This window comes from Terrisphaera buseokensis, assembly GCF_047521145.2.
In the GTDB taxonomy this organism is placed as follows: domain Bacteria; phylum Verrucomicrobiota; class Verrucomicrobiia; order Opitutales; family Opitutaceae; genus ER46.
Genome location: NZ_CM134186.1, coordinates 1156734 through 1178037, shown reverse-complemented (window position 1 = coordinate 1178037; position 21304 = coordinate 1156734). Strand labels below are relative to the sequence as shown.

The 21304-nt window shown below is 67.4% G+C and carries 13 protein-coding genes; 7 read left to right on the top strand and 6 right to left on the bottom strand.

Annotated features, from left to right (window positions below; translation table 11 throughout):
- Positions 1-87: 87 nt before the first annotated feature.
- Complete coding sequence (locus ACLJEU_RS04210) at positions 88-2241, bottom strand: CehA/McbA family metallohydrolase domain-containing protein (protein WP_414660819.1); 2154 nt, start codon at positions 2239-2241, stop codon at positions 88-90.
- Between the two features lie 182 nt (positions 2242-2423).
- Here ACLJEU_RS04210 and ACLJEU_RS04205 point away from each other — a divergent pair, with 182 nt between their 5' ends.
- The 3 genes from ACLJEU_RS04205 (at position 2424) to ACLJEU_RS04195 (ending at position 7667) form a co-directional block, all read left to right on the top strand.
- Positions 2424-3500, top strand: a complete 1077-nt coding sequence (locus ACLJEU_RS04205; RefSeq protein WP_414660820.1) for a Gfo/Idh/MocA family protein — start codon at positions 2424-2426, stop codon at positions 3498-3500.
- 112 nt (positions 3501-3612) lie between these two features.
- Positions 3613-4959, top strand: coding sequence for a DUF1552 domain-containing protein (locus ACLJEU_RS04200; RefSeq protein WP_414660821.1), 1347 nt, complete (start codon positions 3613-3615; stop codon positions 4957-4959).
- The gene (locus tag ACLJEU_RS04195) at positions 4956-7667 is read left to right on the top strand and encodes a DUF1592 domain-containing protein (protein ID WP_414660822.1); all 2712 of its coding nucleotides are present in this window, start codon (positions 4956-4958) and stop codon (positions 7665-7667) included. The genes ACLJEU_RS04200 and ACLJEU_RS04195 overlap by 4 nt, the downstream gene beginning before the upstream one ends.
- A gap of 466 nt (positions 7668-8133) precedes the next feature.
- On the opposite strand, the gene ACLJEU_RS04190 is transcribed toward ACLJEU_RS04195, so the two are convergent.
- Genes ACLJEU_RS04190 through ACLJEU_RS04180 form a run of 3 tightly spaced genes read right to left on the bottom strand, consistent with a single transcriptional unit; the run spans position 8134 to position 12412 of the window.
- Positions 8134-9978, bottom strand: coding sequence for an MBL fold metallo-hydrolase (locus ACLJEU_RS04190; protein ID WP_414660823.1), 1845 nt, complete (start codon positions 9976-9978; stop codon positions 8134-8136).
- 56 nt (positions 9979-10034) lie between these two features.
- The gene (locus tag ACLJEU_RS04185) at positions 10035-11303 is read right to left on the bottom strand and encodes an Ig-like domain-containing protein (protein ID WP_414660824.1); all 1269 of its coding nucleotides are present in this window, start codon (positions 11301-11303) and stop codon (positions 10035-10037) included.
- Positions 11300-12412, bottom strand: coding sequence for a hypothetical protein (locus ACLJEU_RS04180; protein ID WP_414660825.1), 1113 nt, complete (start codon positions 12410-12412; stop codon positions 11300-11302). Before ACLJEU_RS04180 ends, ACLJEU_RS04185 begins: the two co-directional genes overlap by 4 nt.
- Positions 12413-12600: 188 nt before the next feature.
- Here ACLJEU_RS04180 and ACLJEU_RS04175 point away from each other — a divergent pair, with 188 nt between their 5' ends.
- Together ACLJEU_RS04175 and ACLJEU_RS04170 are read left to right on the top strand one after the other, a co-directional pair.
- Positions 12601-14916 carry a lamin tail domain-containing protein gene (locus tag ACLJEU_RS04175; protein ID WP_414660826.1) on the top strand — a complete coding sequence of 772 codons (2316 nt, stop codon included), beginning with the start codon at positions 12601-12603 and terminating at the stop codon, positions 14914-14916.
- Between the two features lie 69 nt (positions 14917-14985).
- A complete protein-coding gene (locus tag ACLJEU_RS04170; protein WP_414660827.1) occupies positions 14986-15888 on the top strand; it encodes a hypothetical protein in 903 nt (300 codons plus the stop codon).
- A 133-nt stretch (positions 15889-16021) separates the two neighbouring features.
- Here the strand turns inward: ACLJEU_RS04170 and ACLJEU_RS04165 are convergent, their stop codons facing one another.
- Positions 16022-17293 (bottom strand): serine hydrolase domain-containing protein, encoded by a 1272-nt coding sequence (locus tag ACLJEU_RS04165; RefSeq protein ID WP_414660828.1) that lies wholly within the window; start codon positions 17291-17293, stop codon positions 16022-16024.
- A gap of 110 nt (positions 17294-17403) precedes the next feature.
- On the opposite strand from ACLJEU_RS04165, the gene ACLJEU_RS04160 reads away from it, so the two are divergent.
- Together ACLJEU_RS04160 and ACLJEU_RS04155 are read left to right on the top strand one after the other, a co-directional pair.
- The gene (locus tag ACLJEU_RS04160) at positions 17404-18195 is read left to right on the top strand and encodes a hypothetical protein (RefSeq protein ID WP_414660829.1); all 792 of its coding nucleotides are present in this window, start codon (positions 17404-17406) and stop codon (positions 18193-18195) included.
- Between the two features lie 203 nt (positions 18196-18398).
- Positions 18399-20057 (top strand): S8 family peptidase, encoded by a 1659-nt coding sequence (locus ACLJEU_RS04155; protein ID WP_414660830.1) that lies wholly within the window; start codon positions 18399-18401, stop codon positions 20055-20057.
- Between the two features lie 178 nt (positions 20058-20235).
- Here the strand turns inward: ACLJEU_RS04155 and ACLJEU_RS04150 are convergent, their stop codons facing one another.
- Positions 20236-21282 (bottom strand): substrate-binding domain-containing protein, encoded by a 1047-nt coding sequence (locus ACLJEU_RS04150; RefSeq protein WP_414660831.1) that lies wholly within the window; start codon positions 21280-21282, stop codon positions 20236-20238.
- Between the last annotated feature and the right edge of the window lie 22 nt (positions 21283-21304).

The window sequence follows — 21304 nt, the reverse complement described above, 5'->3', positions numbered from 1 at the left end:
TTCGACTGACGATTTTGCACATGGGCGGCGGCCGTCGGCGGCTGGCCGCCCGCGGAGCGCGTCGACTCCAGCCGACTCGCGCGCCGACTATTCAATCCAGACTGGCTGGGTGAACGCGCCATTGCCGGCGAGATCCCACGCTTCGAAGCGCACCCATTTCCGGCCGGCCAATGGCACCTCGGCCCGGAGGGTGCGACGGCCGAAGGCCTCGGTATCCGCCAAGTCGATGCGCTGCCGCTGCACCGTCGATCCGTCGCCCGTGATGATTTCCGCGAACGCGAGCGGGAACGTCCACTCCAGCGCGGCGACGAGCTCGGCCGTGCCGCCGGCGCCCGGGCTTGCTTCCTTTCTAAGTACGGCGCCGCTCTCCCTGCCGCCAACGGTGAAGTCGGGGATCAGCACTTCGCCGGTGCTCGCAAAAAACCTGCCGCTGCGCAAAGCCTCGAGGAGCGGCAGCCAACCGTCGCCGAAACGCGGCACGCGCTCAAGCCGCACATAGTTCACATTCATATGCGCGTACGTCTCATAGTCGGGCTCCATGCGAAACAGGTCCGCCTCGGCCAGGACATGCTTGCGCAACCCGGCGTTGGCCATGTCGTCGAGCAGGTCGAGCACGCGCGCGCCCAGGCGCGGCTGCGAGAGGTCGGAGGGCATCGCCTTCCAAGCGGCGCCGAGGAACCGATCGGAACGGTAGAAGGGCGTCTCCCAATAAACGTCCGGAAACGTCCGCGATCCCTTGATCCGCGCGTGGGCCGTCCACATCAGGCCGCGCTCCTGCTCCATCAGCCGGAGCACGTCGTCCGCGCTGCCGACATGATAGACCCTGCCGTAGCCGGGCACCTCCTCGACGAACGGCGTGTCGCGCGCGCGATTGAGGACCCAGTAAACCGGCTTCGGAAAAAAGCTCATCCAATGCCCGCCGAGGTGCACGTTGGGCTCCTCGCCCGGCAGCACGAGCAACTCGCCATCCGACAAACGCGCGCATTCGTCGTGCAGGGCCTTCAACTGCACCAGGCGATCGTTCGCCGCGAGTCGCGACGTGCCGCCCACGTGGAATTCGCCGAGATGCACGATGTCCACCCCGAGGGCCTTGAAGGTCTTCACGAAGCCGGGCTGTTCGAGCCCGCTCGGCACGCCGCGCGTGGCCTGGCGCTGGCGGGCTTGCAGAAACTCGAGCGCGTGCTCGATGTGAAAGTGGCTCGAGAACGTAACGTGACCGGCCAGCTTGCGATAGCGATCGCCGTGGGTGAAACGGGCCACGGCCTCGAGCGTCGGTTCCGCCCCGGCGCGTGACAGAAAATAGAATACACCGAGACGCTGCGCCGTTCCCGGCGGGGCGTTGACCCACGGCACCCAGCGGCGGTCGCCTTCCGGCGGCTGCCGGATGCCAAAACCATAGCCGCGCAACAAGGCGTTGCCCGAGGTGCCCTGCCACGCGAAGCCCAGATTATCCGCGAAATCGAGCGGGTAGAAATACCGGTGCGGCGCGGGAAACACCGCGACGGATCCGCCGTCCCGACCCTCCGCCACCACGGTCCGACCGCGGACGTGCAACGGCGCGACCACCCGGCGCACGTCGACCGGCGTGCGCTGCAACGCGCCCTTCACGTCCCGCCAGGCCAACGACGGCCAGTCGGGCGCCGGGCTGACCAGACCGGCGTCGTAGAGTATCGCCCGGCCCTCCTCGCGGGTACTGAGCACGGTCTCGACGTGCACGAGCGGAGAGTTGCGCACGACCGTGAACTCCAGCACGCCCCGAAACGCGCCGGCCGTCACGTCCCCGATGCGAACGAGCGTGCGCGAACCCGCGGTGCGGACCTCCACCGACACCTTCTTCAAGACGGCCGGGACGGTTTGATAGGCGCGCAGCGGCGGGTTGTCGAAGAACGCCACCCAGCCGGCCGGATTGCGCAGGTCGCGTTCACCCACCGTCAGGAGCGTCACGGGATCCACGCGTTGCATCAGCGCGGTAAATGTCTCCGAACCAGCCGCGCCTGCGCCGATCGCCAGCCGTTCGATCAGCGGACGATTCGGCTGCAGGTTGAAGAGGATTTCGCCGCGCTCGTCCGGACCCACCGGCCAGGTCAGTCGCAGCCCGGGTGAGCCTCGCTGAATCGTGACGCCTGCCTCAGCCACGACACCGGACAAATCGATCGGGACCGACTCGGACAGCGGCGGCGTTTGCGCGCGGGCGATCAACACCGAGAACAAGACGACGAGAAACCAGCGGGAACCTTGCATGGCGAAACGGTTGGGGTGAACGGGGCGTCGACGGGAGGGAAACACAGCGCCGGATCGACCTTGGATCCGAGGACACGACGCAAAGCCGCCCGCGGCGGCGACGCCACCGAAATTCTCGCCCGCCCCGAGGCGTGGCACAGTATCGACAACCCGAACGCCGTGATGCTGACTGCGGTTTTCGCATGGCCCCGCCCGATTCCTCCGCCACCCACGTTGTTGCCCCGGGATTTTTGCGTGATCGCGGGAGCGTGCGCTGGGGCATCATCGGCTGCGGCGATGTGACGGAGATCAAGAGCGGTCCCGGCTTTAACAAAGCGGAGCGCTCCCAACTCGTGGCCGTGATGCGCCGCGACGGCGCGCGCGCCGCCGACTACGCCCGCCGCCACAATGTGCCGCGCTGGTATGACACCACGGCGGCGCTGATCGCCGATCCGGAGGTCGACGCCGTTTACATCGCGACGCCGCCCGATGCGCACCTCGATTGCGCGCTGCAGGTGGCGGCCGCCGGCAAACCCGCGTACGTCGAGAAGCCGATGGCGCGCAACACCGCGGAGTGCGACGCGATGATCGCGGCGTTCGCGAGCCGCGGCCTGCCCTTGTTTGTGGCGTACTATCGCCGGATGCTGCCGCGCTTCCGGGCCGTCGAGGAACTCCTCGACCTCGGGGCCGTGGGCACGGTCACCGGCGTGCATTATTTCCAGGCGGAACCGTATCACCGGCGCGACGCCGGCTGGCGCACGACTCCGGCCACGGCCGGCGGCGGCCACTTCCTCGATCTCGGTTCCCACACGCTTGATCTGATGGATCACTTCTTCGGCCCGCTCGGCCACATCGCAGGCAACGCGGCGTGTCTGGCTTCCGGATACAGCGTGGAGGACGCCGTGAGCGCATCGTTCACGACGGCGGAGGGCGTGCCTGGCACGGCCCAGTGGAATTTCGCGTCCGAGGTCCGGCACGACACGTTTCGCATCAACGGCACCGAGGGCCAGATAGAGTTTTCCGTCTTCGAAAACGCGCCCGTCCGGCTCGTGACCGCCGCCGGGGCCAAGGTGCTTACGATCGAGCATCCGCCGCACGTCCAGCAGCCGCTCATCCAGTCGGTGGTCGACGATCTCCTCGGTCGCGCTCCGTGCCCAAGCACGGGAGCCTCCGCGCGCCGCACGACCCGCGTGATGGACACGATTCTCGACTCATACTACGGCGGCCGGCAGGACAAATTCTGGGAGCGCATCGACACCTGGCCTGGCCGTCGGCGCTAAGCTCTTTCGTGCGGGCGCGGGCTTGCGATTTGCGCGGGCGCGAGCCCATTGTAGCCTGCGAAACGACCACCTCAGCGGGTGCGACTGATCGTACGATTCACCCCCACTCCCGATGTCCCACTCTCCCCAGCCGTCGTCCAGCGCCCCCTTTGTTTCGACCCGCCGCGCGCTGTCCCGGCGCCGCTTCCTGCAGGGCGCGGGCATCGCCCTGTCGTTGCCGTTTCTCGAGTCGATGTTGCCGACGTTCGCCCGCGCCGCGTCATCGTCGTCGCCGCTCGCGCCGGGCGCCAAGCCGCGCCGGATGCTCGGCATCTGCAACAACCTCGGCCTGCTGCCCGATCTATTTTTCCCGACCGGCAAGGGCCGCGACTACAAGCCGTCCCCCTATCTGCAGGTGCTGCAGGAGCACCGGCAGGACTTCAGCGTGTTCAGCGGCGTGTCGCACCCGAACGTCGACGGCGGACACCCGGCCGACATCTGTTTCCTCACCGCGGCGCCGCACCCGGGCAGCAGTTCGTTCCGCAACACCATCTCGCTCGACCAGCACATCGCGGAACGCATCGGCATCCTGACCCGCTTCCCGTCGCTCACGCTCGGCGTCAACACCCGCACGCGCAGCCTGTCGTGGACCGGCACCGGCGTGGCAATTCCGCCGGAGGACAAGGCCGCGGACGTGTTCAAACAGCTCTTCATCCAGGGCACGCCCGCGCAGGTCGAGGCCCAGATCCGAAAACTGGATACCGGCCGCAGCATCCTCGACACCATCGCCGGCCAGGCGAAGGAACTCGAACGGAGCGTCACAGCCCGCGACCGCGACCGGCTCGATCAGTATTTCACCAGCGTGCGCGATTTGGAGAACCGGCTCCAGGCGTCACGGGGCTGGGAGAAGAAACCGAAGCCCGTCGTGAAAGCGGCCGTGCCCGTCGATCCCGCCAGCCCCGCCGCGTACATGGAAAAGGTGAAGGTCATGTACGATCTCGCGCGGCTCGCGTTTGAAACGGACTCCACGCGCTCGATCACGCTGATGCTCGACAGCGTCACCTCCCCGGTGCTCGAAATTCCGGATACAAAGATCACGGACAGCTACCACAACCTCTCGCACCACGGGAAATCGACCGAGAAGCGGTCGCAGCTGAAGTCGATCGACGAGCTGCACATGAAGCTGCTCGCCGATCTGATCGGCAACCTGAAGGCCGTGCGCGAGGGCGAGGAGGCGCTGCTCGACCGCACGATGGTGCTGTACGGCTCCAACTTCGGTGACGCCAACCAGCACACGTGTTTCAACATGCCCACGATTCTCGCCGGCGGCGGCTTCAAGCACGGCCAGCATCTCGGCTTCGACACGGCGCAGAATTACCCGCTGCCGAACCTCTTTGTTTCGATGCTGCAGCGCATGGGCATCGAGGAGGATCGCTTCGCCTCGTCCACCGGCACCATGCGCGGACTCGACCTGGCATGAAGCGCGCAGCCTGGGTCGCCCTCGCTCTCGCCCACGTCGCCGCCGCGTCCCTGTTCGGCGCGCCCGCGGCGCCGCTCACGGCGGATTTCACCGAGAAGTACTGCGCGAAGTGCCATAACGACATCGACAAGGAGGCGGGCCTCGACCTGACCACACTGGCGTTTGCGCCCGGCGACGCCGCGAATTTCCAGACGTGGGTCAAGGTGCACGACCGGCTGCAGGCCGGCGAGATGCCGCCCAAGGAGAAGGCCCGGCCGGATGGGACGGAGACGACGACGTTCCTGCAGTCGCTGGCCACGACGTTGACCAAGCAGGAGCGGGAAAAAATCGCGCGCGAAGGCCGCGCCACCCGCCGCCGGCTCAACGGCTACGAATACGAGAACACCCTGCGCGATCTGTTCAACGCGCCCTGGCTGCAGATCAAGGGCCAGTTTCCCGACGACGGTGAAGCGCATCGCTTCAACAAAATCGGCGACGCGCTCGACGTTTCGCACGTGCACATGGCGCGCTACATGGCCGCCGCCGACTACGCGATTCGCCAGATCCTGAGCGGACAACTCGAGCGCCCGCCCACCACGACGCAGCGTTACTACGCCCGCGATCAGCGCACCCTCACGAGCAAGTTCACGCCCAACAGCTTCAACAGTTCGCCCGACCGGATGACGTATCCGGTCATTGGATCCACCGCGCAGCCCGACGTCCGTTTCGGCCGCGTGCCGCTCACCGTCGGTGACGCCGACCCCAAGACCCGGGACCTCGAGGCCGTCGGCTGGGTCTCGAGCAACTACGTGACCGGGTTCACGTACCGCTGGGACGGCTTTCGCGCGCCGGTCGCCGGACGCTACCGGATTCGTTTCAACGGCTACACGCTGTGGGCCGCGCCCGGCGGAATCACGATGCGCTTCGCCAACGAGCGCGACAAAACCGGCACGCCCCGTCAGCCGAATCCCAACGTCCCGAACTACGATCGCATTTCGCCCGGCAAACGGGACGAACCCGTCACGGTCTACACGCGCAACGGCATCATGAACCGCCGCGTCGGCGAGTTTGATCTCACGCCCGAACCCACGGTCCATGACATCGGCGAGGTCTGGCTGCTCGCGAATGAAACGCTCGTGCCGGATGCGTCGCGCCTGTACCGCTCGCGGCCAAACAATTTCCGCAACCCGCACATGACGCCCGAAGGCGCGCCGAGCGTGGCGTTCCGTTGGATGGAAGTCGAAGGCCCGCTCTACGACGAAACCACCACCGCCGGGTATCGCCTGCTCTTTGGCGACCTGCCGGTGCGCAAAGTTTCAGCGGGAAAAGTCGGCGGCGTGACGCTGTCCGTGGTCGCGCGCGGCGAACGTCGCGATGGCGGCCGCAACGCCGGCCAGCGCATCGTGCCGCTCGAGGACGTCGCGGTGGAAGTCGTATCCAAGAATCCCCGTCGCGACGCGGAGAACCTGCTCAACGCCTTCGTCGCCCGCGCCTACCGGCGGCCCGTCGGAGCGGGCGAGGTCACACGCTTCCTCGCGCTCTTCGACGATCGCACGAAGGCCGGCCTGAGTTTCACCGAGGCGATGATCGCCAGCTACACCGCGGTGCTGGCGTCACCGGGCTTCGTCTTCCTCGACGAAAAGCCCGGCCGGCTCGACGACTTCGCCCTCGCCACGCGCCTCTCGCTGTTCCTGTGGAATTCGGAACCGGACGCGCGGCTGCGCACGCTGGCCGCGAGCGGGGAATTGCACCGGCCCGACGTCCTGCGCGCCGAGACCGAGCGACTGCTCGCCGACCCGAAGGCGCGACGGTTCGTGGATGCGTTTCTCGATTACTGGATCGATCTGCGGAAGATCGAGGACACGACGCCGTCGACCACGCTCTACAACGACTACTATCTCGACGACGCGCTGACCGAGGCGGCGCTGGCGGAAACGCAGATGTTCTTCGCGGCGCTGCTGCGGGAGAATCTGCCGGCGCGCAATCTCGTGCAGTCGGATTTCACTTTCCTGAACGGCCGGCTCGCGAGCCACTACGACATTCCCGGCGTATCCGGCGCGGCGATGCGGCGCGTCGCCCTGCCCGCCGGAAGCCCGCGCGGCGGACTGATGACGCAGGCGAGCATCCTGAAGGTGACCGCCAACGGCACGACCACGTCACCGGTGCTGCGCGGCAAGTGGATCGTCGAGCGCATCCTCGGTTACGAGATTCCGCCGCCGCCGGCCGCGGTGCCGGCGGTCGAGCCCGATATCCGCGGCGCCGTCACGATCCGCCAGCAGCTCGCGAAGCACAGCGCCGACGCCAGCTGCGCCGCGTGTCATCGCAAGATGGATCCGCCCGGCTTCGCGTTGGAGAGTTTCGACGTCATGGGCGCATGGCGCGACCGCTACCGGGGCGTCTCACCGGACAAGCCCGGGGAAAAGGGCCTGGGCAAGAACGGTCAACCCTTCGAGTGGCACTACGGTCTGCCCGTCGACTCCGCCGGTGAACTGCCCGACGGCCGCCCGTTCGCGAATGTGCGCGAGTTCAAGCAGCTCATCCTCGCCAGCGAAGCGCAGGTCGCCGGCAACCTCGCCCGCCAGCTAGCGATCTACGCCACCGGCGCGCCGGTGCGTTTCAGCGATCGCCCTCAGATCGACGCGATCGTGAAGGCTGCGCAGCCCCAGGCCTACGGCGTGCGCAGCCTCGTCCACGCGCTGGTGCAGAGCGACCTGTTCCTCGCGAAGTGACACCGGGAGCGCAGGTGTGCCGCCTGCCTCCGGGGCGGGCAGGATGCCCGCCCTACCACAGGCGTTCCCATCGACACCGCACCGATCCCGGCGCCGTCCGCATAGTAGCGCAGGCATCCTGCCTGCAAGCGATGTGGGCCGGAGGCCTGCGCTCCTGCGCAATCGTCGCGATCAACGACGGACCCAATCACGTCGCGATTCGCTCTCGGGAGCGCAGGCGTGCCGCCTGCCTCCGAGGCGGGCAGGATGCCCGCCCTACCACAGAGGCGTTCCCATCGACACCGCACCGATCCCGGCACCGTCCGCATAGTAGCGCAGGCATCCTGCCTGCAAGCGATGCGGGCCGGAGGCCCGCGCTCTTGCGCAATCGTCGCCATCAACGACGGACCTAATCACGTCGCGATTCGCTCCCGGGAGCGCAGGCGTGCCGCCTGCCTCGGAGGCGGGCAGGATGCCCGCCCTACTATTAGGGCAATTCGTAGATCTCGATCAGCGCCTCGCCGGTCGCGTTGCCCACGCCCGAGAGCTGGGCAGTGTAAGCGCCGGCCGGCACGGTCACCACCATCGCGGCATCGCGGCTCGCCGCATCCGGCAGATCGAACGCGCCCGCGGCCACGAAGGCCGCCCGCACCGGCGCGGCACCCACTTCGGCCCAGTTGTCGTTCGCCGCGAACAGCGTGCTGCGTCCGCCCTCGCTCAAATACAATTCCACCTTCGGATCGGCGAGCGCCCCGGTGACGCCGAATCCTGCCGCGAGCCGCGGGCCGACGCCCCGAATCAGGAGCCGTTTCGGCACGTTGCCGCTGATGACGAACCCGGCAATCAGCGTGCCGTCGCCCGTGCCGGCGAAGTTGCGCGCCGAGAGATTCACCAGCCGCGACGGACTGGTCGGATCGGCGTCGTAGAGCTCCACGAGCGCGACGCCCGTGCGTTCCGTCGCATCGGAAACGTGCACCGTCCGCGCGTTGTCCAGCGTGGTGACCAGCGCGGCGTCGCGACTCGTCGTATCCGCCAGATCGAACGCGCCCACCGCGGCAAACGTCGTGCGCAACGCCGCGGCCGCGCCCCCCGCGCCCCAGTCGTTGTTCGACGCCACGATGGTGTCGCGACCGTTCACGACGCCGTGAATGTCCAGCCGCGGATCGATCACCGTCCCTGTGACACCAAAGCCCGCCAGTCCCGGACCGATGCCGCGGACGAGCACCGATTTCGAACCTCCGGCCACCACGGCCCCGACAATCAGCGGCGCGCCGGGCCCGCGCGCGGCGGCACGGACGGACAGATTCACGAGCCGTCCCGGTTGCGGCGCCTCGACCGCGAGCCGCGCCATCCGGCTGCGTTGCGGGCCGTTGGCATCCGTCACGATCACTTCATAGTCGCCGGCATTGTCCGCCGCCGCGCGCGCGATCGGAAGCGTCGCCGCCGTCGCGCCGACGAGCGCCACGCCGTTCCGGCGCCACTGGTAACGCAGCGCGCCGGTGCCCGACGCCTGCACGCTCAACGCCGCCGCCGCGCCCGGCGCCAGCGTCTGGCTGGCCGGATGCTCGGCGATGGCGATCGTCTCGGAAATCTCCAGCGGCACGCCATTCGGGCCGGTGGTCACGAAGACGTCCATGCGATCGCGCAGCAACGTGGCGAACTGGTTCGCGTCGGCGAGCGTGCCTTCGGCCAGTCCCCAGTGGATCGGTATCGCGATCCGCGCGCGCACATCGAGTGCGGCATCCGCCGCCTCCTGCACGCTGTTCATCGTGAACGTCTGCCCGAGCGGCAGCATCGCGACGTCCGCCGTGAACGTCTTCATCTCGGGAAACCGTTCCGTGTCGCCGCCGTGATAGACGCGCACGCCGCCGACATTCACGACGTAGCCGACGTAGTTCAGCGCGCGCGGGTGGTTGTTTTTGACGACGTTGTACATCGGCACCGTCTCGATCTCCACGCCGCCGAGCGTGAGTTTCTGCCCTGGGGTGACGGCGTGAATCGTGGTGCCGGCGAAATTGGTCATCAACGCCGGCACGCCGGGCGGCGACGACACGAGGACGGTGTTCGCCTTGCGCACGCGATTGATCACCGCGACGGATTGATGATCGCCGTGATTGTGCGTGAGCAGGATGATGTCGGCGTCCGCCGGCGACGTGGTGAACCCGGTCGGATCGATGTAGATGATCGGGCCGCCGGTGACTTCGATCTTCACCGTGGCCTGGCCGGCCGGAGCAAAGGCGTGGACGCGACCGACGACGCGCGCGTGGATCGGCGCGGTGAACCACAACGCCGCGACGATCGCGGCCGGGATGAAACGAATGAGCGAGTGCATGGGGTCAGGGGAAAATATCGGGAGCGCAGGCGGGACGCCTGCGCTCCCGGAGGATGTCATCGCACTTCAAAGGGCACGCTCACGTGCGCATCTCCGACCCGACGCTTCGCGCCGGCCGCAAGATCCACGTCGAACGTCTTGCCGATGTTGTTTCCCGCGAGATCTTCGATGGTCGTGGCCACGGTCAGGCGATGGACCCCGCGGGACCACGGGCGTTCCGGTACGAAGCGCCAGCGTCGCTCTTCGTTTTCCAAGGTCGCCTCGCCGCGCTGCGCGATCCCACCGTCCGCGGCGTTGACCACGTCAATCAAGCGCAACGCGAGCGCCTGATCCATCGGCTCGTCGAACTCCACCGTCAGCGGCGCGCGTGTGCCCGCCGCCGGCGGCGTGATCTTCCAGCGCTGCGGATCCGGGGGCGTCCGATCCGCCGGCCCCACCTGAAACGTCTTCGCGAAGGCCGCGCGCAGCGGCCGGCCGGCGGCATCGCGGCACGTCGCGTCCAGGATCAGAGCGTACCGTTTGCCGGTTTCGAAGACGGGCCCGATGTCCTCGAGCGGTTTCACGCCGCGTTTGATCCGGCCGGGATCGATCAGGAGCGTCAGCCGCGTCATCGACGGATCCCAGAGTTCCTCGTCGAGTTCGAGAAACGGCAGGTCGATTGCCTGCCCCGCGGCGTCGCGCAGGTGAATGTGTTCGTACGTGCCCCCGCGGCTCATCGGCGACGAGAACTGCACGTAGAACTTGAGTTGGTTTTCCGGCAGCACCGTCGCGCTGGGATACACCTGCACGACCGACGTCGTGGGCGGTGTGCGATCGGCGGGCAGCGCGAAGTAGGCGATCACGGGAGCGGCGCCGCCCGGACGGAACTCGGCGCGATAACGCAGACCCGGGGCGAGCGGAAACCGCGGTTCGAAGCGGATCACCTGGCCGGCCGCACTCCAGCGTCCCACCATCGGCGGCATCACCGCGTCGCCGCCCTGCTCCGCAAACACGGCGAACACCGCGGCCCAGTCGGCCTCGGTGCGCGAGTCAGGCCGGAGCGATTGCACGGTTTCGGCTGACAGGCCGGTGACTTCGACCGCTGGAGGCGTGGCGTCCGCGCGCCAGTGAATCGCGTACGGCTGCGCCCAGGCCGCGCCGAAGAGGGCGAGGCCGAGGAACCAGGCTATGACTGGGACGGCACTGCCTGGGACCGCGACCGCCCTCGGTCGCAACCGGCCCGGAGCGACCGAGGGCGGTCGCGGTCCCAGGTGGCATTCCTGACCCGGATCACACTCGCTCGAGTCCGCGCGGCGCACGCGCGTGCGCCCCGTCCGGACGATCACGGCAGCGCGAGGGTCTCAAGATTGAGCGCGTTGCCGGCGCCGGTGCGCACGACGAGCGCGTGCCGACCGTCCAGCCGGTCGAGCTGCTTCACGCCTTCCCACGCAATCTTCTCGAATTTCAGGCCCTTGGTGTCCGCGACCTTCGACGTGATCGCCGGCGTTTCGCCTGAGATCTGCTCGGCCGCCACCTTGATCACACCGCGGGAGCTGTTGGCGAGCAGCAGGAAGTCTTTTCCGGCCTGCTGATAAACGATGATGTCCAGCGGGCGGTTGCCGTTGCCGAACTCGGCGATCGTCTTGCCCTGAATCTTCGCGCCGGGCTTCAGGTCGCTCAGCGCAAACTGCACCAGCGGCGTGCACGTGTACGCGGCGAGCAGGTGTTCCTTTTCGCCCACCTTGTAGGGGACGAACGTCCGGACCGGCGCGCGCGTCTCGTAGCCGCCGTGCGCACCGTGATAAATTTCCACCGAGGTCCCGCGCGCGACCTGCTTGAACGGCACCGGAATCACGCGGAGCGTCGACGCGAACTCCTCGTTGGACAGACCCGCGACGAGCAGTTTGCCGTCCGTGTACGCGATGTCGGTGATGGCCTCGAGCCGGCGGTTCGACTGCCGTTTGCCTTCGCCGACAACCGCGTCAGCCGCCGGATCCGGCAGCTCCGCGCGCGAGAAACGCACTTTCTCCAGCGACACCAGCTCCGGCTGGCCGTCGGCCTTCACCCGCACGAGCAACGGCACGGCATCCGGCCCGCGCCCGCGCGAAACGGCGAGGTAGGCCTGCCGCGAGATCGGGTTGACCGCCAGATCCTCGATCACGATCTGATCCGCGGTCGTGCCGGCGAGCGCGGCCACCTTTTGATTGATGGCGGTGGCGGTGATTTTCGCGGCGTCCGTCGCGGGTTGCGTGTCGCCGGTCGCAACGGCAAAAATCGCCGCCGCCTTGGTGTCCGCGATGAAGAGCACGCCTTCCGGCCCAAAGGCCAGCTGGCTCATCGTTTTGATCGCGGGTTTGCCTTCTTTCATGTCGGTCGTGAGACCGGCGCGGACTCCGGCCGGGGTGAAACCGAGGGCCAGCAGGACGAATGCTACGGATAACGTCGCTTTATTCATGGGTGGGTGGGTAACAACTTCGGGGTGAAAGCCGTCGCGGAATGCGCGTGGAGACGAACCAAACAAGCTGCCAACGGTCACTCACTTGTGCGCCAAGTCAAGGGGCGGGCCCAAGTCGAATCGTAACGAACCAGATCGAAACTTTTGCTGTAGTCCGACCGCCCCCGGGCCGATCACTCCGAGACGCCATGAATCACCGCCTTCATTCTCGTTCCAAGCAACTTGCGCTCTGCCTCGCGGCAGCCGGCTTCGCAGGAACGGTCGGAGCGGTGCCGACCAGCACGGCGACGTTCACGACCCCGACGACTCCGGCCGTGCGGATCAATGAAGTGCTCGCGAGCAACACGCGGATCGCGAACGGCGCCACGTTTCCCGACCTTATCGAGCTGCACAACGCCGGCAGCTCGGCCGCGGATCTTTCCGGCAAGAGTCTCACGGACGATCCCGCGCTGCCGCGAAAGTACGTCTTCCCCGCCGGCACCAACATCCCGGCGGGCGGCTATCTCGTCGTCTACGCGGACACCGCCACCACCGCACCCGGTCTGCATACGGGCTTTGCGCTCGACGCCGAGGGCGATCAGGTCCGGCTCCACGACAATCCGGCCAACGGCGGCGTGCTGCTCGATGCCATCGTATTCGGTTTTCAGATTCCGAACTACTCGCTGTCGCGCACCGGCGCCGCCGCGAACGTCTGGGCCCTGACGACCCCGACCACCGGTGCCGCCAACGCCGCGCCCGTGCCGCTCGGCAGTCCCGCCGCGATCACGATCAACGAGTGGGCCGGCAAGATCACGTTCCGCCTCGATCACGATTTGATCGAACTCTTCAACCCCGCGGCGCAGCCCGTCGCCATTGGCGGCGTGCGACTCACCGACGACGTCACGCAGCTCAACCGCTTCACCTTTCCCGCGCTCAGCTTCGTCGATGCCGCCGGGTTTGTGCCGCTCTACGGCGCGGACTTCGTCTTCGGCCTCGATGGTGATCGCGAGACGATCACATTGTCCGGCGAGAACAATGAGCGGATCGATCAGGTCGCCGTCCTGTCGCAGGCGCGCGACGTCTCGGGCGGTCGCAGTCCCGACGGCTCCGCGACGCTCGTGACGCTGCCGATCCCGACACCGGGCATCTCGAACCAGACGCCGTTGCCCGCCGCCTACACGGCGCTGCTGAACAACCTGCGCATCACGGAAATCATGTACCAGCCGGCGGCAGCGAACAATTCGAGCAGCCATGAATTCATCGAACTGCAGAACATCGGCACCGCGGCGCTCGATCTCAGCGGCGTGCGGTTCACGAACGGCCTCGACTACACGTTTCCGGCCGGCACGACGCTCGCGGCCGGCGCCTTCATCGTCGTGGTCAACGATCGCAGCACGTTCCTGTCGCGCTATCCCGGTGCCGCGGGCGTGATGGCACCCGGCGGCTACAACGGCGGACTCGACAACACCGGCGAAACGCTCGCGCTCACGCTGCCGTCGCCGTGGAACGTTCACATCCTGCGTTTCCGTTTTGAACCGGAGTGGTACCCGTCAGCCTCGGGCGGCGGCAATTCCATCGTCGTCACCGCGCCCGCCACCACCGGCGCGCAGGACTGGAAGGAGAAGTCGACCTGGCGCGCGTCGGCCGCCGTCAACGGCAGTCCGGGTGCGGCGGAAGCCGGCTCTCCGCCGACGGGCGCATCCACGGCGCGACTGACCAATCTCTCGATCCTCACGTCCATCGCCACCGCTGGTGACAACTTCACCATGGGCTACGTCGTGGGCGGCGCGGGGACCAGCGGCACCAAACCCATTCTCATTCGCGCCGCGGGCCCGACCCTTGGCGCGGCACCGTTCAACATCGGCGGATCGCTCGGCGATCCGAAGCTGGAGACCTATGCGGGCTCCACCAAGACGGGCGAGAACGACAACTGGGGCGGCACGACCACACTGAGCAACGCGTTCGCCGCCGTGGGTGCCTTCGCGTATTTCAGCCCGGCGTCACTCGACGCCGCCGTCCTCGCCAGTATTGCCGCCGGCGACAATTCGGTCCGCGTCTCCGCCTCCGGCAACGGCACGGGCACCGTCATCGCGGAGCTCTACGACTCCACCGCGTCCACCGCGATGACGGCCACGACGCCGCGACTCGTGAACGTCTCCGTGCTCAAGGCGCTCGGCACCGGGCTCACCGTCGGTTTTGTGATCGACGGCGCTGGCGCGAAAAAAGTTCTCATCCGGGCGGTCGGACCGACGATCGGCGCCGCGCCGTTCAACGTCGCCGGCGCGGTCGCGGATCCGCAGCTCCAGCTGTTCTCCGGCCAAACGGTGATCGGCGGCAACGACAACTGGGGCGGCACAGCGGAACTGACGGCCGCGTTCACGCAGGTCGGGGCGTTCGCGCTCCCCGCCACTTCGCGCGACGCCGCGATCGTCGCCACCTTGCAACCCGGCAGCTACACGGTGCAAGTCAGCGGCGTCGCGGGCACGACGGGCGTCGCGATCGTCGAAGTGTACGACGTGCCGTAAGCGCTACCGACGCCGAACCCATGGTTGCGTCGGGTCGCGGCGCTCTATTGCGTGCCCGTCCTTCGTCTCGTGAAAGGATTCGCCCGCACCGCCGCCATTCTCTCCGCCATCACCCTGGGGGCGTTGCTGCCGCAGGCGCATGTCCTGGCGTGGGCGATCCGCTGGCTGGTCATGACGATGCTCTTCCTCGTCTTCCTGCAGACCCGCGTATCGCGTTCGGCGCTACACCGCAGTCATCTCGTGCTGCTCGCGGCGAACATCGGGATCGCGTTTGCCGCGTGGGGCGCGGGGCTGTGGCTGGGCGGGCGCGACATCGCGCTGGCGGGTTTCTTCTGCGGCATCACGCCGACGGCGATCGCGGCGCCAGTGATCATCAGTTTCCTGCACGGACGCGTGGAGTACGTCGTCGCGGCGTTCGCCCTGACCAACATCAGCGTGGCCGCGTTGCTCCCGTTGCTGCTGCCCGTGGTCCTCGGCCGCCCCACGCCGGAAGCGTTTGCCCAAGTGTCGGCCAGCGTCGGGCTCGTCGTGTTTGTCCCGATGATCGCCGCCTGGCTGGTGCGGATGATACATCCCGGCGCGGCCGCCTGGCCGGCGCGTCTCCGCAACGTTTCGTTCGGCATGTGGGTGGCGTCGATGTTCCTGATCACGTCGAACGCGTCCGACTTTCTGCGCCAGCACACGGATGCGCCGCTGGGCGTGCTCGCGGGCATCGCGACGATGTCGCTGGTCGTGTGCGTGGTCAGTTTCGCGCTCGGCCGCGTGATCGGCGGCCGTGATTTTCCTGCGGAGGCGAGTCAGGCGCTGGGGCAGAAGAACACGACGTTCACGATCTATCTGGCGCTCACGTACGCGAGCCCGCTCGTCGCGCTCGGCCCCACGTTCTACGTCGTGTGGCACAATCTGTGGAACTCGTGGCAGCTGCACCGCGCCGCACGCCGCGCGCCCGCGCCGGCGCTGACGCGCAGTTGAGAGTTTAGAGGTGAGGGTTGAGAGAAAGAATGCGAGGACCAGACTGCACGTCGCAACGCTGCGAACCTTTCGAGCGCATTGCCGATTTGGTCTCTCAACACTCAGCCCTCAACTCTCAACTCCCCTCGTCCTCCTACTTCACCAGCGCCTGATACATCATCACCTTGAATTTCTGATTGAGATCGATGCCACCGGAAGGGCGGTGCTGAGTCATGAAGAGGGCGACGATGCGTTCCTTCGGGTCGACGAGGTACTGCGGAAAGTACGCGCTGCCCCAGCCGTATGCGCCCTCGCTCCCGAGTTCGCCGAAATAGCCGAGATCGTTGTTCACCCAGAAGCCGAGGCCGAACGCGCTCGTGTCCTTCCGGTACAGGTCACCCGTGTGATTGGCGTGCATGAGCTCGACCGACTTCCGACTGAGCAGCCGCACGCCCTCGAGTTCGCCGTGGTTCAGCAGCATCTGCAGCATCCGCGCGTAGTCTCCGGTCGTCGACAGCACGCCGGCTCCGCCTGAGAAACATTTCCGCGGGCCGCGCACGTAGTGGCCTTGATCGCCGATCACCAACTGGCCTTGCTCGAGGCCGTATACCTTGGCGAGCCGCGACTCTTTTTCCGGCGGGAGGAAGAAGCACGAGTCGACCATCTTCAGCGGGCCGAAAATCCGCTCCGCGAAAAAGCGATCGAGCGGGAGGCCCGACACCACTTCCACGAGACGGCCCAGCACGTCGGTGGAAAAACCATATTGGTAAACCTCGCCCGGCTGACCGTGCAACGGGAGCTTGCCGAGGCGGTTAATGGCCGTCTCCAGCGTCTCGTCCTTGTCGGCGAAATACCAGTCGGAGAGCTTCGCCTCCTTGTACAACTCCGCCGCGGGGCCGCTGCCATAGGTGAGGCCGGCGGTGTGCGTCAGTAGGTCGCGAATTTGAATCGGACGCTTCGCCTTCTCCGTCGCGAACTTCACGCCCGGCGCGGATCCTTTTGGCGGCGGCACCGCCACGACGGAATTCTTGAACGCCGGAATGTAACGGTCGATCGGATCGTGGAGCATGAACTTTCCCTCCTCGTACAGCATCATCACGGCGATGCTCGTCACCGCCTTGCTCATCGAGGCGATGCGGAAGATCGCATCGGTCGCCATCGGCGTGCCCGCCTCGAGATCCTGCTTCCCGTACGCGCGCTGGTGCGCGGTCCTGCCGTCGCGCGCGACGTACATCACGCCGCCGGCGATCTGTTTCCGATCGACGTAATCCTGAATCACCGCATCGAGGCGCTGCAGCCGCACCGGATCGAAACCGAGCGCCACCGCGTCGCCGCGCGGCAACGGCAGCTTCGCCGACTGCGCCATCAGGGGCGCCAGCAAGCCCAGCACGATCCAGGTGAGCGACCAACCGAGGGGTGTTTTCATCGCCCTCATCGAACGGGCGTGCGCGCAGGCCGTCACGCGTGAAATGCGCCGCCCCACCCGCCCCGCCCAGCGGCCGGCCTGCAGCATTGCAGCGCGCCCTAAGCGGCCTCATGAACGCGCGACCCGGCTCGCGCCGGACTGCCGCCATGTTTCGCCCGCACCTTTCCGTCCTCGCCGCCTGCCTCTGGATTACCGTCACCGCACTCAACGCGGCTGCGGCCGGATCGGGCGACGCGGCGCTCACCGCGGCCCGCCAGCGCGCCAGCGAGGTCGCGGCGGTCATCGTGGCCGCGGCGTATCCTGACCAGCCCTCGCCGCCGGCCGACGCCGCGTGGCGCACCAGCCTCGGCGTGAATCTGCAGGACTATGCGAACAATCCCGGCGCCGATCGCGCACGGTTTGAAAGCGCAGCCGACGCCTCGCGCCGTATCCTGAAAGGCGAGACGTCGGCGAAACACACGCCGGCCGACACCAGTCGCTGGCTCGACGCGGCGGCTGACGCCCTGCTCGCGCACGTCCGCGCCGCCGAAACCGCCGCTGCCGGCACCGCCCCGTCCTCCGAACAGGCCGCCACGATTTCAGAACTACGCCGGACCGCGCATCTCGCGCGTTTCCACGCCCGCCGCCTGATCGCCAGCGTCCACCTCAACCTCTTCAAACGCGCGCTCCGCCTCGCCGAGCTCGTCGCCGCCACCTTGATCGAAAAGGAGGCGGTCGCCGCGTGGAGCGAACTGGTCGCGCTCGCCGGCGATCATCCGCTCGCTTCACAATGGCGCAGCGAACTGAAGGGACTGCAGCTCAATTTGAAGGAGCTCGAGGAGCAGTGCTGCCCGCCGGACGAAGCGATCCTCAGGGAAAAAGTGTGGGAGCCGGCAACCGATCACGGACAGCCGATCCCGTAGCGGGTAAAAGTGAGTCTGGCCCGCGAATCACGCGAAGAGACGCGAATGGGAAAGACAAGGAACCCTCAGTCGTCCGAGTATTTCTCTCTGCTGATATTCGCGTCCCTTCGCGTCATTCGCGGGAGATCGTCTTCACGACCATCCCCGCTCGTTTCAGAGTATTTCGACACAACTTCCCGCCGCCAAGGTCGTCATAATCCCGCATGCGCCAGCCGACGTCCTTCAACGCCCTGATCCTCGCCGTGGCGCTCGCCTGCGGCGGGTTGATCCTGTGGCTGTGGCGTCAAGGTACGGCCCCCGACCATCCGGCCGAACCGCCGCCGACGCGCACCGCGGATCGGACCCGCCCCGCCAGTGATTTGCCGCCGTCAACGCCCGGGACCGATGCGCTGGGGGGCTTGTCGCCCGAGCAACGGGCCATGTTCAAGCAGCTCGCCAGTGACCTCGCCCGCGGCCGGGCGCGCGAACGCGAGGCGGTGCTGGCCTTCAAGGACGACGACGCACTGCAGCGCTTTCTCGACCGCGCGAAGCGAGCGGGTCTCCCCATTCTCGGGCAACTCAATAGCCTGCGCGCCGTCCGCGTCGGTCTCGACTCCCTCTCCGCCCTGCAACGCGATCTGCTGGAAAACACCGCCGACTACGCCGGCGTCGCGGCCAACGGCCTCATCGGCATTCCGCAGCCGCCCGCCAAGCAGGATCGCGCCGCGATCAACCAGGTGCCGTTCGGCAACGACACGCTCGCTTTCCTCGGCGCCACCGGCGATCGCAGCGCGTGGGGGCGCGGGACGACCATTGCGATCCTCGACACGGGCATCGCCGGTGACGCCACGTTCGGCAGCGGCCGCGTGCGCACGCTCGACCTCGGGTTGGGATCGTCGCCCGGCAATGGCAGCGACGACGGCCACGGCACTGCAGTGGCGGCCCTCGCCGCGGGCGCAGCGTCCGATGCGGGCGGGGTGGCCCCGGCGGCGAATCTGTTGAGTATCCGGGTTACGGACACGTCCGGCGTGAGCGATCTGTTCACGGTCTCGCGCGCGATCGTTGCGGCCACCGACGCCGGTGCCAGCATCATCAATGTCAGTCTGGGCGGCTACTCCACCGGACCAGTCCTCGACGCCGCGATCACCTACGCCACGCAACGCGGCGCGCTCATCGTCGCCGCCGCGGGCAACGACCAGGCGGCTCAACTCGCCTGGCCGGCGGCCGATGCCCGCGTGGTCTCGGTCGGCGCCATCGACAAGGCGGAACAGCAGGTTTCGTTTTCCAACTCCGGCGACCAGCTCCAGCTGACCGCCCCGGGATATGGCGTCCAGACGGCGTGGCTCGACGGCCGGCGCGTGTACGTCGACGGCACCTCCGCCAGCGCGCCACTCGTATCCGGCGCCATCGCCGCGGTGATGTCCCAGAACTCCAATCTCTCGGCCCGCCAGGCTGCCGATCTCCTCGTGCTCACGGCCAACGACGGCGGCCCGCCCGGCGTCGATGCTGCGTACGGCCACGGTATCATCAATCTGGCGACGGCGCTCAACCGCGCCAATCCAGCCTACGTCGACACCGCCGTTTCAAGCCATTCGTACGATCCCGCCAGCGGCCAGATGGCCTTCGTGATCCAGAATCGCAGCGGCCGCACCATCAGCGGCATGGCGCTCGAGGTCAGCGTCGGGACGACGACGTCCACGCAACCGCTGCCGGGCCTCGCCGCCGGCGAATCCTACGTCACCACGGTGCCCGTCAACGAATCCACGTTGAAGTCCGCCGGCAGCCTCGCGTTCAAGACCCGCCTCGTGAATCCCATCGGCACCGTCGATCAAGTCCCGGCGAACAACTCCCGTTCGAGTGTGCTCTCCGCGCCGACGCGATAGGGCGGACCAGTTGGATTGCCCGCGAATCACGCGAATCGATCCGAATCAGAAGACAAGACATTCGCCCGCTCCACGGAGAAGCCGCAACGACGAGTTGTGATTACCTCCTCCGACATTCGCGTCCGTTCGCGTGATTCGCGGGAGGTCTCCTGCCGAGTTCCGAGTGAAAGGCCGTGGCTCACCGCCGCCGTCCGCCGGCCTTGCGCAGCGTCCGGCCCTCGTTCCACAGGCCCTGGACCAGTTCCACCTTGGGGCAGGCCGGTGCACCAAAATCTCTGAGCAGGAGTCGTCCGAGCAGCATCTCTGTGGCGACTGCGCCCATGAGCGTCGGGTCCTGGCAGATGCCCGAGTAGCGCGCGCGGTCGGGATTCTTGTCGAGCAGCGCGATGCCCACATCCCGCGGCACTTTCAACCGCTGCCGCGCGAGGTACGCCATCGTCGCCGCGAGATAGGTGTCGTACTGGTGCAGGACCACGACGTCCGGCCGGTGCCGGGAAAACCATGCGGCAAACTCCGCCTCGTTCCAGCGCTCGGCGCGCAGAATCGGCACCGGCGGCGACGCAAACTTGCGCTCCTGGTGACCGAGAAACGCCGCCGAATAGAGATGATCGGTGCGACGATCGCCGGAGGCGAGAATCACGAGGCCCGGACGCGAGTAACCGCGCGCGAGCAGTTCCTCGAACAGCGTGCGCGCATCTGCGGCGAAGTGACTCACGACGCGGTGCAGCCGATCGGGAATGCTGGCCGCATGCGTCACGACCGCGAACTTGTTGAGCGCCGCCGGAAACCGTTCCTCCGGATCGAGGCTCCCGAGGCAGAGCAGACCGCGGACGCCGCGGGCGTCGAGGATCGTCCGCAGGCGCGCGGCGGTGAGCCCGGGCCGTTTCACCCAGAAATCCTCGAGTTTGTAGCCGTAGGCCTCGGCCCGGGTGCGCATCCCGTCGCGCACGAGCGCGAGATGGCCGTAGGTCGGATTTTCCGTCCAAGGCTTCTCTTCGGGAAACAACGAGATCAGGCCAAGGGTCGCGCGATACGCGGGCGCGCCCGAACGCCGCACCTCCCGCATGAGTTCGGTCAGCCGCGCGTTCGGCACATGGCCGCTTTCGCGCGCGGCCCGCCGCACCTCCGCCCGCAGTGTCGGCGAAACCCGCGGACTGTTCTTCAAGGCCAGGGAAACGGCGGTCGGCGACACGCCCAGCTCACGCGCGATGGAACGGACACTCATGCGATAGTTGACGTAAACCAAA

What these genes read in the sequence shown, in the direction of transcription:
- ACLJEU_RS04190 (WP_414660823.1), bottom strand. Translation starts at nt 9,978, where the DNA reads ATGCACTCGCTCATTCGTTTCATCCCGGCCGCGATCGTCGCGGCGTTG.
- ACLJEU_RS04175 (WP_414660826.1), top strand. Translation starts at nt 12,601, where the DNA reads ATGAATCACCGCCTTCATTCTCGTTCCAAGCAACTTGCGCTCTGCCTC.
- ACLJEU_RS04155 (WP_414660830.1), top strand. Translation starts at nt 18,399, where the DNA reads ATGCGCCAGCCGACGTCCTTCAACGCCCTGATCCTCGCCGTGGCGCTC.
- ACLJEU_RS04160 (WP_414660829.1), top strand. Translation starts at nt 17,404, where the DNA reads ATGAACGCGCGACCCGGCTCGCGCCGGACTGCCGCCATGTTTCGCCCG.
- ACLJEU_RS04195 (WP_414660822.1), top strand. Translation starts at nt 4,956, where the DNA reads ATGAAGCGCGCAGCCTGGGTCGCCCTCGCTCTCGCCCACGTCGCCGCC.
- ACLJEU_RS04150 (WP_414660831.1), bottom strand. Translation starts at nt 21,282, where the DNA reads ATGAGTGTCCGTTCCATCGCGCGTGAGCTGGGCGTGTCGCCGACCGCC.
- ACLJEU_RS04200 (WP_414660821.1), top strand. Translation starts at nt 3,613, where the DNA reads ATGTCCCACTCTCCCCAGCCGTCGTCCAGCGCCCCCTTTGTTTCGACC.
- ACLJEU_RS04210 (WP_414660819.1), bottom strand. Translation starts at nt 2,241, where the DNA reads ATGCAAGGTTCCCGCTGGTTTCTCGTCGTCTTGTTCTCGGTGTTGATC.
- ACLJEU_RS04180 (WP_414660825.1), bottom strand. Translation starts at nt 12,412, where the DNA reads ATGAATAAAGCGACGTTATCCGTAGCATTCGTCCTGCTGGCCCTCGGT.
- ACLJEU_RS04205 (WP_414660820.1), top strand. Translation starts at nt 2,424, where the DNA reads ATGGCCCCGCCCGATTCCTCCGCCACCCACGTTGTTGCCCCGGGATTT.
- ACLJEU_RS04165 (WP_414660828.1), bottom strand. Translation starts at nt 17,293, where the DNA reads ATGAAAACACCCCTCGGTTGGTCGCTCACCTGGATCGTGCTGGGCTTG.